Source organism: Enterobacter sp. BIDMC109 (assembly GCF_001037885.1).
Classification (GTDB): Bacteria; Pseudomonadota; Gammaproteobacteria; order Enterobacterales; family Enterobacteriaceae; genus Enterobacter; species Enterobacter hormaechei_C.
Genome location: NZ_KQ090002.1, coordinates 786,785 through 802,980, shown reverse-complemented (window position 1 = coordinate 802,980; position 16,196 = coordinate 786,785). Strand labels below are relative to the sequence as shown.

The following is a 16,196-nucleotide window of genomic DNA, read 5'->3' as shown; positions in this document are numbered from 1 at the left end:
TCAGGAAAGTTGTTGCTGTGGACGACGACGATACGCCCAAATCATCATAATGGCACCCGCGACAATCATCGGGATGGAGAGGATCTGCCCCATGCTGATGTACTGTACCCATTCCCCGGTAAACTGCGCATCCGGCTGGCGGAAGAACTCGACGATGATACGAAACGCGCCGTAGCCAATCAGGAACAGACCAGAGACAGCCCCCATTGGGCGCGGTTTGCGGATATACAGATTCAGGATGATGAACAGCACCACGCCTTCCAGCGCCAGCTCATAGAGCTGTGACATATGGCGCGGCAGAACGCCGTAGGTATCGAAAATGGACTGCCACTCAGGATGTGAAGGCAGCAGCGCGATATCCTCCGCGCGGGAGCCCGGGAACAGCATGGTAAACGGCACGCTCGGATCGACACGCCCCCACAGTTCACCGTTGATGAAGTTGCCCAGACGCCCTGCGCCCAGCCCAAACGGGATTAACGGCGCAATAAAATCAGCCACCTGGAAGAAGTTCCGTTTGGTCCGTCTGGCGAAGATCACCATGACCAGGATCACACCAATCAACCCGCCGTGGAAAGACATGCCGCCGTCCCAGACGCGGAACAGATAGAGCGGGTCGTTCAGGAATACCGGGAAATTATAGAACAGGACATAACCGATGCGACCGCCCAGGAACACGCCGAGGAAGCCGGCATAAAGCAGGTTTTCCACTTCGTTCTTCGTCCAGCCGCTGCCTGGACGACTGGCGCGACGGCCAGCAAGCCACATGGCAAAGACGAAGCCCACCAGGTACATCAGACCGTACCAGTGCAGCGCTACAGGTCCTATTGAGAAAATAACCGGATCGAATTCCGGAAAATGCAGATAACCACTGTTCATCTGTCACCACAAGATGTTGTTATTCCGCTGAAAGTGGACAGCGGGTGAATTGCATTCCCGCCGTTGGCAGGTGCTCCAAAGTTGCGAATCATAGCATAAGGCAGGCGCGGAGGATGCGCCTGAGATGTAAAAGATGTGTATAGGGTTTCATGCGCGCTGTTCCCCCTCACCCTATTCCTCTCCCTCAAGGGAGAGGGGGTCGTCCGAGCCGTCATTATTTTGTGGGGATCAGCGGCCGCCGCGGATCAAACCGCCCATGCCGCGTCGCTCCATAAACGCAGCCACCTGATGGCGCACTTCGGCTGCCAGCTGTGCTTCCAGGCTACGCGCGGCCAGTTCGCGCGCCTCATCTTGTTCGATGTGACGTAACAGGTATTTCACACGCGCAACGGAACGTCCGTTCATTGACAGGTGACGGAAACCGAGACCAATCAGGATCGCCACGCACATTGGATCGCCGGCCATTTCACCGCACAGGCGCAGGTCGATATTATGCTGCTCGGCTTCACGGGCGATCATCGCCAGGGCACGAAGCATCGCCGGATGCAGGCTGTCGTAGATGCTGGCAACGCGCGTATTGTTGCGATCGACCGCCAGAATGTATTGCGTTAAGTCGTTGGTGCCAACGGAGATAAAATCAACGCGGGTCGCCAGCTGCGGCAACATAAAGACCATCGAAGGCACTTCAAGCATCACGCCGATACGGGGTTTAGGGATCGCATAGCCGATCATCTCTTCCACTTCGCGCCCTGCACGTTCTATCAACCGCCGCGCTTCGTCGATCTCGTCAATACTGGTGACCATCGGCAGCAAAATGCTGAGATTCCCCGTGGCCGCGTTGGCACGCAGCATCGCACGAACCTGGATAAGGAAGATTTCCGGCTGATCGAGGGTTATGCGGATCCCACGCCAGCCGAGGCAGGGATTCTCTTCACTGATAGGCATATAGGGCAGTTGCTTATCCGCGCCGACGTCCAGGGTGCGCAACGTGACGGGTTTGTCGTTAAACATCTGCAACATGCCCTGATACTGCGCCACCTGCTCCTCTTCTGACGGGAAGCCGCTTTGCAGCATAAACGGTATTTCGGTGCGGTAGAGGCCGATGCCATCGATGCGGCTGCCGAGCTTCTCTTCATGCTCGGGGCTTAAGCCAGCATTGAGCATCACCTTCACCCGCTCACCGCTCTTGAGCTGCGCGGGCAGGTTGACGTCATCTTCCGCCAGCTTGCTTAATTCATTCTCTTCGCTGATAAGACGCTGGTACTCCTGAAGGAGAACCGGCTCAGGATCCACCAGCAACTCACCGCGGTATCCGTCCACTACAAGCGTACGGCGGTGCAGTACGGAGGGCTGAATATCCGCCCCCATCACGGTCGGAATACCGAGCGCGCGCACCATAATGGCGGCATGGGAGTTAGCTGCGCCATCGCGCACCACTACGCCCGCCAGCCTGTCCTGCGGTAATTCCGCCAGCGTCGTCGCCGAGAGTTCATCGGCCACCAGTACAAACCGGCTCGGCCAGGCATTCGCCCCCTGAATAGTATCATCAAGGTGGAACAGCAGACGTTGCCCAAGCGCGCGTAAATCGCCGGCGCGCTCTTTCAGATAACCGTCAGTCAGCACCGCAAACTGCTCGGCAAATTTTTCAATGACCTTTTTAACCGCCCACTCTGCCACCGAACCTTTATCGACCTCGGCAAATAACTCACGACGCAAACGCGCATCGGAAAGCAGGTGTGAGTAGAGGTCGAAAATGGCCGCCGTCTCTTTTTGCGCGCCAGCGGCAAAGCGTTTGCTGTAGCGACGAAACTCATTCGCCGCCTCTTCCAGCGCAGCGGTAAGCCGTTCGCGCTCAAGCGCTTCATCCAGCGTCGAGGCTTCATAGACCTGCTCCATCAGGGGGAGCGTGGCATCCATCCAGCCTTCGGCAATCGCGACGCCCGGCGAGGCCGGAAGCGCGCGGATGCGGGTATGACGATACTGCCCAAAAAGGGCTGCCAGCTGAGACTGGGAGAGGATCGCAGCCATCTGCGTTGCCAGCGTGACGAGGAAAGACTCCTCGCTTTCGTCGTACTGCCGCAACTCTCGTTGCTGGACAACAAGCACGCCAAGCAGTTGACGGCGCTGAATAATCGGCACGCCAAGGAAAGCGCGGAACCGCTCCTCTTTGACGGAAGGGATATATTTGAAGCTGGGGTGTTTTTGCGCATCGGCAAGGTTGATTGGCTCCGCCAGTCGCCCGACCAGGCCAACAATCCCTTCATCAAACGCGAGCGTGACGGTGCGTCCCCGTGTTTTTTTAAACCGCGGGTTGCCATCAGGTAGTAGCAACGTCGGTCATGGTCGGCCAGGTAGACCGAACAGACCTCGGTTTCCATCGCAAGACAGATGTCCGTCACCAGAATATTCAGCGCCTCGTTGAGGCGAGGCGCACTGGCAACCTTTTCAACTATTTCTCGCAAGCGGGTGAGCATGATTTGCGTAGCTTAACCTCTTTTACGTCGCCAGGCAGGTGCGCTCTGTGGCTTCGGAGGCGTCTCCTGAAGCTGCATCACGACACTTGCGAACTCTTTCATCACCCTACGATATACATCGCGCTTAAATGACACGACCTGACGAACCGGATACCAGTAGCTTACCCAGCGCCAGCCATCAAACTCTGGCGTGCTGCTGGTTTGCATATTGATATCTGAATCGTTGCCCACCAACTGCAAAAGAAACCACTTCTGTTTCTGGCCGATACAAACCGGCTTTGTGTCCCAACGCACCAAACGTTTCGGTAACTTGTAACGCAACCAGTTGCGGGTCGAAGCCAGGATGCGAACATCTTTTCGGCTTAAACCAACCTCTTCAAACAGCTCCCGGTACATCGCTTGTTCTGGGGACTCTCCGGGATTGATCCCGCCTTGCGGGAACTGCCAGGAGTGCTGACCATATCGCCGGGCCCACATCACCTGGCCCTGACGATTACAAATTACTATTCCTACGTTTGGGCGGTAGCCATCGTCATCAATCACCGGACTACCCCAAACTAAATCTGATATATGAATGATTGTTTCACACTACAGGGAGGCGGTAAACCACTCTCTTACAGGCCTGCAACCTAATAACATTTGAATAACTCACAATTTAGTGCGGAGTTATAAACAGATGCGGGCGACAGAGACCATTTTTATTCACCTTTTCTGTGGATATAGTTGTGAAGAAGTGCGGAATTACCGATGAACAACCTTGTAGCCCGACGAGCCGCCAATTTACCCCGCTTATAATAAATCATTTAAATTCATATTATTATATTGAAATTAAGGGTATCCAGGGCGATAAACGTGACGATCATCACATCAAAGATCCTCCTGCTGATGAAAGATCGAACAGCGTCGGTTTTATCCACAGTTTGTGCCAATAAGTTAGGCACAATTTGTGTGAAAATTCGATTTTCATCGCACGTCAAGGCTGTAAATTGAAACAGTAGTGGCAGTTATTCCCAGTTATCCCATTTTTCTGTGGATAACATGGTGTAAGATCCTGTTTATTGTCAGTGACCAGAATTGCACAACCTGTTTTTTAGTCGCCGCGGGACGGATTATATTCTAAAAAAGATGATATAAATCATCCACATGGAATAGGTGCAAAGAAAAAGGTAAACTCTGTCCACAAGGGATAAAATATCAGCTCATTTTTTAATCAAAAGGTCGTTAGCATGCATTCTCTCGCCCCACTGCTCTCTCCTCCCGTCAGTGAAGCCCAGTTGCTCCAGCAGGCACAACGCCTGGCAGGCTATTCACTGGGCGAGCTGGCCGTGATGGCGGGGTTGACGATACCTAACGATCTAAAGCGTGATAAGGGCTGGATCGGCGTGTTGCTGGAACGCTGGCTGGGCGCAAGCGCGGGCAGTAAACCCGAGCAAGATTTTGCGGCGCTGGGGGTGGAACTGAAGACGATCCCCATCGATAGCCAGGGACGGCCGCTGGAAACCACCTTTGTCTGCGTTGCGCCGCTCACGGGTAACAGCGGAGTGACATGGGAAACCAGCCACGTCAGGCATAAGCTGAAGCGGGTGTTGTGGGTACCCGTTGAGGGCGACAGGCAGATCCCGCTGGCTGAGCGTCGCGTTGGCGCCCCGCTGCTCTGGAGCCCGAATGAAGAAGAGGAGAGACAGCTTTCCCAGGACTGGGAAGAGCTGATGGACATGATTGTGCTGGGACAGGTTGAGCGTATCACCGCCCGGCATGGCGAAGTGCTGCAACTTCGTCCCAAAGCCGCCAACAGCAAAGCGCTCACTGAAGCGGTAGGCGCACAGGGCGAACCGATCCTGACGCTGCCGCGCGGTTTCTATCTTAAAAAGAATTTCACCGGGGCGCTGCTGGCACGCCACTTCCTGTTGAAAACATAGTTTTTTACCAATTTTGCGCTCCGGCTAACATAATCTCCTCCTTTTTAAGATTTCCCCCCTTTCACCTGTCGTAATATCAGGTTATTACTACACTATGATTTGATACGAGCCAGGTGAGGATGAGAACGATGAAAAAATGGGCAGTAATTATCTCAGCAGTCGGTTTAGCGTTTGCGGTATCGGGTTGCAGCAGCGACTATGTCATGTCAACGAAAGATGGTCGTATGATCCTGACCGATGGCAAACCCGAAGTCGACGACGATACCGGTCTGGTGAGTTACCGCGATCGCGAAGGCAATCAAATGCAGATTAATCGCCACGAAGTCTCCCAGATCATCGAGCGTTAAACAGATAAAGGTCAGTAGCTTGCTGGCCTTTTTGATTTTTTCCTTCCCCTTTTGCCTTCCCTCTGCCATGTTTATATTCCTTTGTCGGGAGGTTCCTGACGCAGTCTGTATGTCAAAAAAAGGAAACCGGCTATGCATTATCACCGTATCCCCCACAGCGCTCTGGAGATCAGCCAACTGGGGTTGGGCACCATGACATTTGGTGAACAAAACAGCGAAGCCGATGCCCATGCACAACTCGATTACGCCGTCAGCCAGGGCATTAACCTGATTGACGTTGCGGAGATGTACCCCGTTCCTCCCCGCCCGGAAACACAAGGTCTTACTGAAACGTATGTCGGCAACTGGCTGGCGAAACGCGGCAATCGCGAAAAGCTGGTCATCGCCTCCAAAGTCAGCGGCCCTTCCCGTAATAACGATGCCGGGATCCGCCCCAACCAGATCCTCGATCGGAAGAATATCCGTGCCGCGCTGGATGCCAGCCTCAAGCGCCTGCAAACCGACTATCTCGATCTTTATCAGGTGCACTGGCCGCAGCGTCCGACGAACTGCTTCGGTAAGCTTGGCTACACCTGGAACGAAAGTGCTCCGGCAGTTACCCTACTGGAAACGCTGGAAGCGCTCACGGAGTGCCAGCGGGCGGGTAAGATCCGCTACATTGGCGTTTCCAACGAGACGGCGTTTGGCGTGATGCGCTATCTGCATCTGGCCGATAAACACGATCTGCCGCGCATCGTGACCATTCAGAACCCGTACAGCCTGCTGAACCGCAGTTATGAAGTGGGTCTGGCGGAGGTGACGCAGTACGAAGAGGTGGAACTGCTCGCCTACTCCTGTCTGGGCTTCGGTACCCTGACGGGCAAATACCTGAACGGCGCGAAACCGGCTGGTGCGCGTAACACGCTTTTCAGCCGCTTCACCCGCTATAGCGGCGAGCAGACGCAAAAAGCCGTTGCGGCCTACGTGGATATCGCGAAACGCTACGGACTCGATCCGGCGCAGATGGCGCTGGCCTTCGTGCGTCGTCAGCCGTTTGTGGCGAGTACCCTGCTCGGCGCAACGACGATGGATCAGTTGAAAACCAATATTGAGAGTTTCCATCTGAACCTGAGTGAAGAGGTATTAGCGGAGATTGAAGCGGTGCATCAGGTTTATACCTACCCGGCACCGTAATAAAAGCAAAACGGCAACGTGCGTTGCCGTTTTTAGGGTTTTCACCCTCTCCCCGTGGGAGAGGGCCGGGGTGAGGGCATCAGGCCGCACAATTCAACGACGACGCTGCCAGACCCACAGCCCGCTAATCGCCAGCGCGAACAGCGCGCCGAATCCTACCCCGATTGCCACGACCGGCGCACCTGCTTTTACCGCCAGCGAGTAAATCCCCAGCATCAGTAACATCGCCATGTTTTCACCAAGGTTTTGCACCGCAATGGCGTTACCCGCCCCAACGGTCTGCTTGCCGCGCTCCTGCAACAGCGCGTTTAGCGGCACCACAAAGAAACCGCCTAACATGCCGATCAGCAACAGCAGGGCATAGGCAGGCAATAGGGCATGTTGCAGGGAGAAGAACAGAACGCCGACGCCAATCAGGATCCCCGCAGGCATGCAGCGCGCGACGGTTTCCAGCGTCACCAGTTTTGCCGCAGCCCCGGCCCCGACAACAATCCCGACGGCGACCATGGCATTCAGATAAGTCGGCGTGGCGTTGTCAGTAATGCCCAGCGCCACCGGCACCCACAGCACCAGCAGGAAACGCAGCGTAACGCCGGCCCCCCAGAACATGCTGGTGCCCATCAGCGAGAAGCGTGTTTCACCGTTACGCCACAGTACGCGGCAGGCGTTGAAGAAGCTGCCGGTCATGGGCCCGAAGCGCCAGGATTGCCCCGGACGCGCCACGGCCAGTTTGGGGATAAACAGGTTGGCGATCACCGCGCCACCGTACATCAGGGCGCAGATGCCAAGCGCGGCGAGCACATGCCAGTCTGCCAGTACGCCACCCGCCACCGAACCCAGCAGAATAGCCGCAATGGTGGAGGACTCCATCAGGCCGTTGGCCTTCACCAGCTTATCACCGGTGGTGAGCTCACCCAGAATACCGTACTTCGCCGGGGAGTAGGCTGCCGCACCAATGCCCACCAGCGTGTAGCCGACAAACGGGTTGATACCAAAGCAGATACTTGCCGCGCCCAGAAGCTTAAGGCTGTTGGCAAACATCATGACCCGACCTTTCGGGAAGCTGTCCGCCACCTGGCCGACAAACGGCGCAAATACGATGTAAGCACCCACAAACACCATCTGTAGGATCGGCTGGCTCCAGTCGGGATAAAACTCAGCTTTCAGCAATGCCAGCGTGGCAAACAGCAACGCGTTATCGCCGAACGCGGAAAGAAACTGGGCGGCGATAACCGCCATCATGCCTTTCGACCAGATTGAAGTGTTAGTGTGCACTGACTCACGCATTTTGCTGTTCTGCCTCTTCAACCATGCCCTTCAGGGTCACGAAATCGGGTTTACCGCTGCCCAGCACCGGTAACTGTTTGAGGTAACGAATATCGCGGGGGACCGCCAGCTCGGGGATACCGTGTTCGCGTGCATACCTGAGCAGTGCGTCACGCTTCAGTTCACCGTCTGTCGTGAAGAGCACCAGCGCCTCGCCTTTACTGGCATCACTTTTCACCACGGTCGCATGCATTTTCTCCGCCGAGACGGCGGTCGCCAGCGTTTCGACCATTTCAAGAGAGACCATCTCCCCGGCGATTTTGGCGAAGCGTTTTGCTCGTCCCTGGATCTGCACGAAGCCCTGATCGTCGAAGCGCACGATATCGCCCGTGTCGTACCAGCCCGTTTCAACCTCGCCATTGACGTTCTCGGCCGTCGGCGCCTCAAGCACGCCCGGGTTTTCCATACGCAGATAGCCGTTCATGACGTTCGGCCCTTTCAGCTGAAGACGTCCGCCGTCTTCAATACCCGGCACCGCCAGCAGACGCGCATCCAGCCCCGGCAGAATGCGGCCAACCGTTCCCGGTTTTGCCGCCATCGGAACGTTGATGGAGACCACCGGCGCGCACTCCGTCACGCCATAGCCTTCCAGAATGCGCAGGCCAAACTTGTCCTGCCAGATCTGGCGCGTGCTGTCCTGGAGTTTTTCCGCGCCCGCCACCACGTAGCGTACGCGGAAGAAATCATACGGGTTGGCGAAGCGCGCGTAGTTACCGAGGAAGGTGGACGTCCCGAACAGCACCGTGCAGTTACGGTCATAAACCAGTTCCGGCACAATGCGGTAGTGCAGCGGGCTTGGGTAGAGGAACACCTCAGCACCGGTCAGCAGCGGCGTAAAGAGACCCACGGTCAGACCAAATGAGTGGAACAGCGGCAGCGCTGACATAAAGCGATCGTTGGCGGTAAAGTCAGCAATGGTTTTAATCTGTTCGACGTTCGCCAGAATGCTTTTGTGGCTGTGAACCACACCTTTCGGGTTGCCTTCAGAGCCGGAGGTAAAGAGGATAATGGCATCATCTTCCGGCTGCTGCTTAACCTGCGCCAGACGCGGCATCAGCAGGTGCGCGAAAATCCACAGCTTGTCGGCGGTCGTGACGTCTGCTTTCAGATCTTCCAGGAACACCCAGCGCACCTGCGTCAGCTGTTCCGGCAGGTGCCACAGCTTGCCTTTATCCAGGAACTGGCGGGAGGTAAAGATGGTGTTGATTTGTGCTGCGGTAATCGCGCTGGAGAGCCCTTTCACGCCCGCCGTGTAATTCATCATCGCCGGAATGCGGCCCCGGGAGACGGCACCAAAGATTACCGCCGCGCTGATACCCGCGTTTGGCAGCATCAGGCCGATCTTTTCGCCCTGTTTACTGTACTTTTCCAGGATACGCCCGACAAACAGCGTTTTGGTCAACAGCTTACGGTAGGTATCTGGCGTAAAACTGATGTCTTCGATGCAGTTTTTCTTCGCACCGTAGCGATACTGCGCCGACAGCAACGATTCATACAGCGTTTCGCGCGGGCGAACGGCCATGCGCGCTTCCATCATAATCTGGTGCAGCATTTCCCCGGCGATTTTACGGCGGTCACGCGCGCGCGGCGCCTCGGGCATCGGCAGTGACGTCGGCGGTAATATATGCAGGGTAATTTTCGGGAACAGACGCTGCTTCACCAGCCCTTTCAGACGGCTGAAAAAGGTTAGCTCAGCCCCGTCGATGCGTAGCGGCACGACGGTGGCCTGAGACTTCGCCGCGACAAAACCAGCCCCGTCGTAAATTTTCATCAGGGAGCCCGTCACTGAAATACGCCCTTCCGGGAAGATAACCACCGGGCGCCCCTGCCCAATCAGACGCACCAGATGTTTAATCATCATCGGTTTGGTTGGGTCGAGCGGGACAAAATCAATCAGCGGTTTGAGCCAGCGCATGTACCATTTTTCACTGATGGAGCTGTAAACCGCGAAGACGGGCCGCACGGGCAAAAACAGCGCCAGCAATACGCCATCAAGAAAAGAGACGTGATTCGGTGTGATAAGCACACGCTCGCCATAGAGTGCCTGCGTATCGCCAGTCACGCGGATGCGAAACAGGACACGAAACAGTGTGCGGAAGAACCCAAAAAGCATTTCAACTCCCTTTGCCAGCCAGTGTGAAAGGTATAAATGGTGGCAGATTACACGAGAAGTAGTGAGGGAGCGATAGCAAAAACAGAGGCGAAAAAAAACCTGCGCATCCGCGCAGGTTGGTGCAAGAGAAGAGTACGAAAACGTACCAGGAATTCTCACCAATCAATACCTCTGGGATCTTGATTGTGGCCTCCGGCGACAGGCTTCGCCAGCGGGAAAACGCAAGGGAATGAGCCGAAGTGCAACCAGGTGTGAATATTCTCTTTTGCTGTTACAGGTTGAACTTACAGGCAAAAAAAAACCTGCGTAAAACGCAGGTTGGTGTAAATCGTGTTAATCAACCGAAGTTGATTCCACCTATCAATACCTCTGGGATCTCGACTCTAGCAATTCACTACGCATCGTTGCTAACGGACAATCGCAACAGCCTGAGGCAAAGTGTAACTAAAGGTTCAGATTGACATTATTCAGACATGACTGGCTGTGTAACGATTACACCGCGAGGGATGTTCTGCTTCACGTTTGCAGAGGACGCTCACCCGCTCCCCTTGAATGCGCGCCGCTTTTCCGCAACACTAGTTAGTGTGTAAACGCTTACCCCAATAAGAAGGTATTGAATGGCGACAATTAAGGATGTGGCTCGTCTGGCCGGTGTTTCCGTCGCGACCGTCTCCCGCGTGATCAACAACTCCCCTAAAGCGAGTGATGCATCGCGCCAGGCCGTGCAGGACGCCATGGAAAACCTGAATTATCACCCTAACGCCAACGCGCGCGCCCTTGCCCAGCAGTCGACAGAAACCATCGGGCTGGTGGTCGGGGATGTATCCGATCCGTTTTTCGGTGCAATGGTCAAAGCCGTAGAACAAGTCTCTTATCACACCGGTAATTTCCTGCTGATTGGTAATGGCTACCACAATGAACAGAAAGAGCGCCAGGCCATTGAGCAACTGATCCGTCATCGCTGTGCGGCGCTGGTGGTCCATGCCAAAATGATCCCCGACGCCGAGCTGATCCATCTGATGAAACAGATGCCGGGGATGGTGATTATCAACCGTATTATTCCCGGTTTTGAAACCCGCTGCGTGGCGCTCGACGACCGTTACGGCGCATGGCTCGCAACCCGTCATCTGATCCAGCAGGGCCATACCCGAATTGGTTATCTGTGCTCCAACCACCCAATTTCCGATGCGGAAGATCGCCTTCAGGGCTATTACGACGCGCTGCGCGAAGCCGGTCTGCCGTGCAACGATCGTCTTGTGGCGTACGGAGAACCGGATGAGAGTGGCGGCGAGCAGGCGATGACGGAGCTGCTGGGCCGCGGGCGGAATTTCACCGCCGTGGCCAGCTATAACGACTCCATGGCCGCCGGCGCAATGGGCGTGCTGAATGATAACGGGATTGACGTCCCGGCAGAAATTTCGCTGATTGGCTTTGATGATGTGCTGGTGTCGCGCTACGTGCGCCCTCGCCTGACCACCGTGCGCTACCCGATTGTGACCATGGCAACGCAGGCGGCAGAACTGGCGTTAGCGCTGGCCGAGCATCGCCCGCCACCGGAAATTACCCACCTGTTCAGCCCAACCTTAGTGCGCCGTCACTCGGTGGTATCGCCCGCGGAAGCCGTGAGCGAACAGCGATAGAGATGGACGGTTTTATCCGGGTATTCCAGCGCATCGCCAATGTAGTGCCAGCCGTAACGTTCGTAGAAGTCGCGGCAGGCAGACCAGAGATGAAGCTCGTGATACCCGGCGCGTCGCGCGTAGCCGATAACATGCTGCTGAAGTTTTCCCGCCAGCCCGTTTCCCCGGGCGGCTTCATCGACATACAGCGCAGCCAGCCAGGGGTAGAGATCCTGCCGGGAAATTAAATCGCAACGCCACAACCCAACGGTGCCCAGCAGCTGGTCATCCTCAACGGCAATAAAGGTGAGCGGTAACTCGCCCGGCGTCAGGCTGTGCTCAACAATGCTCTGGAAAAAGGCACGCGGCATACCTTCACCAAACGCGTTCCAGATCCAGTCGATCACCCACTGTGTAAACTGCGGCGCAGCGTGAAGCGGCAGTATATTCACACCAGTTTCCCCTGGAAAAGGGGGACCGATTCAAAGAGATAGCCGTCAAAATCGGGCGCGTCTTCGTCTGACAGCTCAAGCAGGCTCTTTTTGACGTTTTCAAGATGCTGGAACATCGCCTGCCACGCCCCCATCACGTCGCGGCGGCGGAGCGCAGCGAGAATGGTTTGCCTGTCGCCGAGCCATTTCAGCCGCCATGCGCGGCTGGCGATGTGGCCGTTGAATTGCTGCCACAGCGGGCTGCTGTCCATGTGATGCCAGACGCTTTCAACGGTCGCCAGCAGCATCTGGTTTTGTGTGGCCCCCGCCAGCACCAGGTGGAACATTTTGTTGTTGTCCTGGCTGCGATCGTCGGCGGCAATTGCCCGTTGCTCCTGCTCGATGATGCGGCGCAGGTTGTCAATATCCGCCCGCGTCGCCATTTTTGCGGCAAAGGCGGCAATGTTGCTTTCAAGCAGCTGGCGCGCCTGAAGAATTTCAAACGGACCCACGTCACTGTTCAGAAAACGTTCTTCCTCGTTTTCATGCTCCTCCGGAATGCGCATCACGTACACGCCAGACCCCTGGCGAATATCCACCGTCCCCTGTAGCTCAAGCATCAGCAGCGCCTCGCGCACGATAGTGCGGCTCACGCCATACGTCTCGGCGATGTTGCGCTCCGGCGGCAGACGCGATCCCACGGGATAATGCCCCTGGATAATCTGCGCCCGTAAATCCTCGCCAATCTCCTGGTACTGTTTTTTTTCCGGCAGGATGACAGCCTTATCCACGTTTTCACCTGTGTTTTTCAGTTAATGCGCGGGCCGGACGTCCTCCCGGCCAGTTTGTGCGCTATTTTACCAGAAGGCTTACTTCCATTCATCGTCAACCCTGAGCGTCAGCACACGCTCATCGCGCAGCTGGCGAAACCAGGATGCCGATTTCTTTGCCCGCCGTGCGCGATGGTTTTCAAGGTCGATCTCAATAAGCCCGTAGCGGTTTTTAAACGCGTTCATCGGGGAGACGTTGTCGGTGAAGGCCCACAGCATATAGCCGTGGCAGTTAGCCCCCGCCTCCCGCGCCAGCAGCGTGTAATAAAGATGTTCGCTGAGAAACGCAATGCGGTACGCGTCATCGATAATGCCGTCGCGATTGCGAAATTGCGCTTCGTTCTCCACGCCCATCCCGCTTTCCGCTACAAACCAGTCAATGTTGCGATAGTCATTTTTAATCCGCATCGCCATGTCGTAAATAATGCGCGGGAAGATCTCCCAGCCGCGGGAGGTGTTCATCCTCCGCCCCGGCAGCTCGAACGGCTCGTAGTAGTACGCCGGGTGGAACGGCGTCTCCGGGTGCCAGGCGCGGGACGGGGCTTTGACGCGATGCGGGTAATAGAGGTTAATGCCCAGCTCGTCGACGGTGTTGTCGGCAATCAGCGCCAGCTCGTCAGCCGTGTAATGCCACTGCACCTGATGCTGCGCCAGCAGGGTAAAAAGCGCCTGCGGATAGCGCCCGTGCACCAGCGGGTCAAGAAAGACGCGGTTATAGAACAGATCGTACATCTCTGCCGCCCGCACGTCATGCGACGCGCGCGAGCGCGGGTAGGTCACCTCCGGGTTGAGAATACAACCCACCGTGCCGTCATACCCTTTCTCGCGAAACAGCTTCACCACTTTCGCCGTCGCCAGCACCTTATGGTGGTTCCACTGCATCCAGGTGCTGGTGTTCTGCTCATAGGGCCAGCGCAGTGCGTCAAGGTAGACGCGCGTCTGGACCACAATCGGCTCGTTGAAGGTAAACCAGCGGGTGACTTTGCCGTGAAAGCGCTCAAACACCTTTTCCGCATAGCGAACGAACAGCTCGACGACGTGCTTCGACGCCCAGCCGCCGTAGGTCTCCAGCAGCACGCCCGGCAATTCGTAGTGTTCCAGGCAGATCATCGGCTCAATGCCCTGACGGTGCATTTCATCGAACAGCGCGTCGTAATAGGCGGCGTACTCTTCATCTACGGTGGCGTTTTCATAGTCGGTCAAAAAGCGCGACCAGTTGATCGAGGTGCGATAGTGCGTCAGTCCCGCCTGCTTCATCAGCGCCACGTCTTCGCGAAAGCGATTGATAAAGTCGGTTGCCACCGCCGGGCCGTAGCCGTTGTGCCAGACGTGACGATCGTTCTTGTACCAGAGATCGATCCACGAATCCTGCCCCGGCTTTTTGCCGCTCCAGCCCTCGGTCTGCCAGGCCGATGCCGCCGCGCCCAGCATAAAATCTGGCGGTATGGTTATCTGTTTTATGCTCATCCTGTCCTCATGCGTTATCGGTGGCTTGTTGCAGTGCGGCCTGATCTGCGCGGCGTGAGGCAATTTTCACAAACGGCAGATAGATAATCACCGCGGTCACGATGCAGATAAACTGGGTGATCACCGCCCCCATGGAGCCCGCGGTTGACAGCCAGGCGTTGATCAGCGGCGGCGTGGTCCAGGGCACCATCACCACGGCTTTCCCGGCAAATCCGGTCACGGTGGCAAAGTAGCCAATCGAGCCCGTCACCAGCGGCGTGATGATGAACGGGATAGCCAGGATCGGGTTGAGCATGACTGGCATCCCGAAGATCACCGGCTCGTTGATGTTAAAAATACCCGGCCCGATGGAGAGCTTAGCGATCTCCTTCATCTCTTTGCGTTTGGTGGCAATCATCACCGCGATCAGCAGGCCGATGGTCAGGCCGGAGCCGCCGATGCTCATATAGACGTCCCAGAACGGCATGGTGATGATGTTTGGCACCTCTTTGCCCTGCTCGAACGCGCTCATGTTAACGGTGATTGCCCCCAGCAGCAGCGGCTCGCGGATCGGCTTGATCATCTGGTTGCCGTGAATACCAATCACCCAGAACAGCTGGGCGACAAACATCAGCAGCAGGATCCCCGGCAGGCTTTGCACCACGCGCTCCAGCGGCTGTTGCACCACCTGGTAAACCGCGTCGTAGAGATACATTCCGGTAACCCGATGAAACACGAAGCCAAAGGTGGCGATGGCGGTGGTGGTGATAATGGCCGGGATCAGCGCAGAGAACGACGCGGCGACGTTCGGCGGCACCGTGTCTGGCATCCTGATTTTCAGTCCCTTGCGGTTTTCCAGCCAGCAGTAAATCTCCACTGACAGGATGGCGATAAACATGCCGAGGAACAGGCTGCGGGTATCCGAGAACTGGCGCAGCAGCACGTCTTTCACCACGTGCATCTCGCCGTCCACCAGCATTTCCACCGTGGTCGGCGTCACGCAGATAAAGCAGATCACCGCCAGCAGGCCGGGGAACAGGGACTTAATGCCGTTAATACGCCCCAGCTCAATGCCGATTAAAAACACCGCGCCGATGTTGAGAAAGTTGAGCGTGGCATAGTTCAGCGCACTGGTGATCGGCTTTAACTCCGCCAGAAACGACAGCGACTGAAAGCTCGCCAGGCCGTTTTTCGGATCCAGCACCATATTGGAGATCAGTACCGAGAACGCCCCCACAATGATGACCGGCATTAAGGTAATAAACGCAGACTTGATCGCCTGGATATAGCGATAGCTGTTGAAGGTGGTGGCAAAACTGCCCAGAGCGTCGATCAGTTTTTCCTGAAATGCCATAGGGTAATACCTCAGTAAAAGGGCTTTTATTGAATAAGATGGACAGCCGGATACTATTGGTATGCCAAAAATAGCGTCCACAGGCGCTTTGTTCTGTGATTAAGCTCTCAATGAGGTAAGAGGTATTCCAGATTGCGATTTATCACCATTTTGGCATGCCAATGACAGGCGTTTATCCCGCGGGCGAGGATCGTTACCGAAAAGCGTGATCGTTATGGGGTTTTGCCCTTCCCACGTCGCTTATGCGCCGGATGGTCTGTGTTAAACTGCAAACCATTACGTGGAAAC

General features: G+C 56.1%; 12 protein-coding genes and 1 pseudogene. 4 read left to right on the top strand and 9 right to left on the bottom strand.

Annotated elements, in window-relative coordinates:
- From lgt to rppH, 3 genes and pseudogenes are all read right to left on the bottom strand, one after another.
- Positions 1-876: a prolipoprotein diacylglyceryl transferase gene (lgt, locus tag SK62_RS03875; protein ID WP_003862787.1), complete on the bottom strand. Its 876-nt coding sequence runs from the start codon at positions 874-876 to the stop codon at positions 1-3.
- A 228-nt stretch (positions 877-1,104) separates the two neighbouring features.
- Positions 1,105-3,350: pseudogene (gene ptsP / locus SK62_RS03870) on the bottom strand (phosphoenolpyruvate--protein phosphotransferase).
- Between the two features lie 12 nt (positions 3,351-3,362).
- Positions 3,363-3,893 carry an RNA pyrophosphohydrolase gene (gene rppH, locus SK62_RS03865; RefSeq protein ID WP_003862791.1) on the bottom strand — a complete coding sequence of 177 codons (531 nt, stop codon included), beginning with the start codon at positions 3,891-3,893 and terminating at the stop codon, positions 3,363-3,365.
- A 683-nt stretch (positions 3,894-4,576) separates the two neighbouring features.
- Here rppH and mutH point away from each other — a divergent pair.
- From mutH to SK62_RS03850, 3 genes are all read left to right on the top strand, one after another.
- The gene (gene mutH, locus SK62_RS03860; protein WP_017692735.1) at positions 4,577-5,269 is read left to right on the top strand and encodes a DNA mismatch repair endonuclease MutH; all 693 of its coding nucleotides are present in this window, start codon (positions 4,577-4,579) and stop codon (positions 5,267-5,269) included.
- Positions 5,270-5,397: 128 nt separating this feature from the next.
- Complete coding sequence (locus SK62_RS03855; protein WP_047719233.1) at positions 5,398-5,616, top strand: YgdI/YgdR family lipoprotein; 219 nt, start codon at positions 5,398-5,400, stop codon at positions 5,614-5,616.
- Between the two features lie 132 nt (positions 5,617-5,748).
- Positions 5,749-6,789 (top strand): NADP(H)-dependent aldo-keto reductase, encoded by a 1,041-nt coding sequence (locus tag SK62_RS03850; protein ID WP_023295360.1) that lies wholly within the window; start codon positions 5,749-5,751, stop codon positions 6,787-6,789.
- A 93-nt stretch (positions 6,790-6,882) separates the two neighbouring features.
- Here the strand turns inward: SK62_RS03850 and lplT are convergent, their stop codons facing one another.
- Positions 6,883-8,076: a lysophospholipid transporter LplT gene (gene lplT / locus SK62_RS03845; protein WP_003862801.1), complete on the bottom strand. Its 1,194-nt coding sequence runs from the start codon at positions 8,074-8,076 to the stop codon at positions 6,883-6,885.
- Positions 8,069-10,228, bottom strand: coding sequence for a bifunctional acyl-ACP--phospholipid O-acyltransferase/long-chain-fatty-acid--ACP ligase (gene aas / locus SK62_RS03840; RefSeq protein ID WP_045340078.1), 2,160 nt, complete (start codon positions 10,226-10,228; stop codon positions 8,069-8,071). The genes lplT and aas overlap by 8 nt, the downstream gene beginning before the upstream one ends.
- Before the next feature lie 617 nt (positions 10,229-10,845).
- Between aas and galR the strand changes: the two genes are divergently transcribed.
- Entirely contained in the window at positions 10,846-11,868 is a 1,023-nt protein-coding gene (gene galR / locus SK62_RS03835) for an HTH-type transcriptional regulator GalR (RefSeq protein ID WP_003862806.1), read from the top strand.
- Here the strand turns inward: galR and SK62_RS03830 are convergent.
- The 4 genes from SK62_RS03830 to SK62_RS03815 form a co-directional block, all read right to left on the bottom strand.
- On the bottom strand, positions 11,823-12,299 hold the full coding sequence (locus SK62_RS03830; protein WP_048249294.1) for a GNAT family N-acetyltransferase: 477 nt from the start codon (positions 12,297-12,299) through the stop codon (positions 11,823-11,825). The genes galR and SK62_RS03830 overlap by 46 nt on opposite strands.
- Positions 12,296-13,069, bottom strand: coding sequence for a GntR family transcriptional regulator (locus tag SK62_RS03825; protein ID WP_003862809.1), 774 nt, complete (start codon positions 13,067-13,069; stop codon positions 12,296-12,298). The genes SK62_RS03830 and SK62_RS03825 overlap by 4 nt, the downstream gene beginning before the upstream one ends.
- 78 nt (positions 13,070-13,147) lie before the next feature.
- Entirely contained in the window at positions 13,148-14,575 is a 1,428-nt protein-coding gene (locus tag SK62_RS03820) for a glycoside hydrolase family 1 protein (RefSeq protein WP_047719232.1), read from the bottom strand.
- A 7-nt stretch (positions 14,576-14,582) separates the two neighbouring features.
- A complete protein-coding gene (locus tag SK62_RS03815) occupies positions 14,583-15,908 on the bottom strand; it encodes a PTS sugar transporter subunit IIC (protein WP_047719231.1) in 1,326 nt (441 codons plus the stop codon).
- Positions 15,909-16,196: the final 288 nt, after the last annotated feature.

Excerpts from the sequence above, each read along its gene's own strand:
- lplT (WP_003862801.1), bottom strand. The coding sequence starts at position 8,076 with ATGCGTGAGTCAGTGCACACTAACACTTCAATCTGGTCGAAAGGCATG.
- SK62_RS03855 (WP_047719233.1), top strand. The coding sequence starts at position 5,398 with ATGAAAAAATGGGCAGTAATTATCTCAGCAGTCGGTTTAGCGTTTGCG.
- SK62_RS03850 (WP_023295360.1), top strand. The coding sequence starts at position 5,749 with ATGCATTATCACCGTATCCCCCACAGCGCTCTGGAGATCAGCCAACTG.
- aas (WP_045340078.1), bottom strand. The coding sequence starts at position 10,228 with ATGCTTTTTGGGTTCTTCCGCACACTGTTTCGTGTCCTGTTTCGCATC.
- SK62_RS03820 (WP_047719232.1), bottom strand. The coding sequence starts at position 14,575 with ATGAGCATAAAACAGATAACCATACCGCCAGATTTTATGCTGGGCGCG.
- galR (WP_003862806.1), top strand. The coding sequence starts at position 10,846 with ATGGCGACAATTAAGGATGTGGCTCGTCTGGCCGGTGTTTCCGTCGCG.
- lgt (WP_003862787.1), bottom strand. The coding sequence starts at position 876 with ATGAACAGTGGTTATCTGCATTTTCCGGAATTCGATCCGGTTATTTTC.
- mutH (WP_017692735.1), top strand. The coding sequence starts at position 4,577 with ATGCATTCTCTCGCCCCACTGCTCTCTCCTCCCGTCAGTGAAGCCCAG.
- SK62_RS03815 (WP_047719231.1), bottom strand. The coding sequence starts at position 15,908 with ATGGCATTTCAGGAAAAACTGATCGACGCTCTGGGCAGTTTTGCCACC.